The 328-nt window shown below is 68.6% G+C and carries 1 protein-coding gene; it reads left to right on the forward strand.

Features of this window, described 5'->3' with window-relative positions:
• Positions 1-328, forward strand: a 328-nt coding sequence (locus H928_RS28060) for a hypothetical protein (protein ID WP_204366319.1), incomplete at both ends; no start/stop codon positions are given.

A 328-nucleotide genomic window follows, 5' to 3' on the forward strand; every position in this document is an offset into this window, starting at 1 on the left:
TGCGGTGCGCTGTGCAAGGGCCAGGCGCTGTTTTGCAAGCAGTGTGGATGCCGTTTTGAAGAGACTCCTGGATTTCAGGACACGGCCCCCGACTGGGATGCCCCGCTGAGCGTGGCCGAAGAAAAGGCCATCCTGGTCTTTGGCAATGTGCAGGACAGCTCCCTGCCGCCCTCGAGCCTGCCGCCGGGCGAGCGCATCCAGACCAGCGCCGCGATGGTGATTGGCGGAGCGGCGGCAAGCCCGGCAGCGGCCGTGCCTGCGCCCGCACTGCGCGATCCCGAGGTGCCCTTGTGGGAGACCGATGCCGCTGCCAGGCGTGCCCCTCCCG

This window comes from Comamonas sp. B-9, from assembly GCF_000410635.1.
Lineage (GTDB): Bacteria > Pseudomonadota > Gammaproteobacteria > Burkholderiales > Burkholderiaceae_C > Comamonas.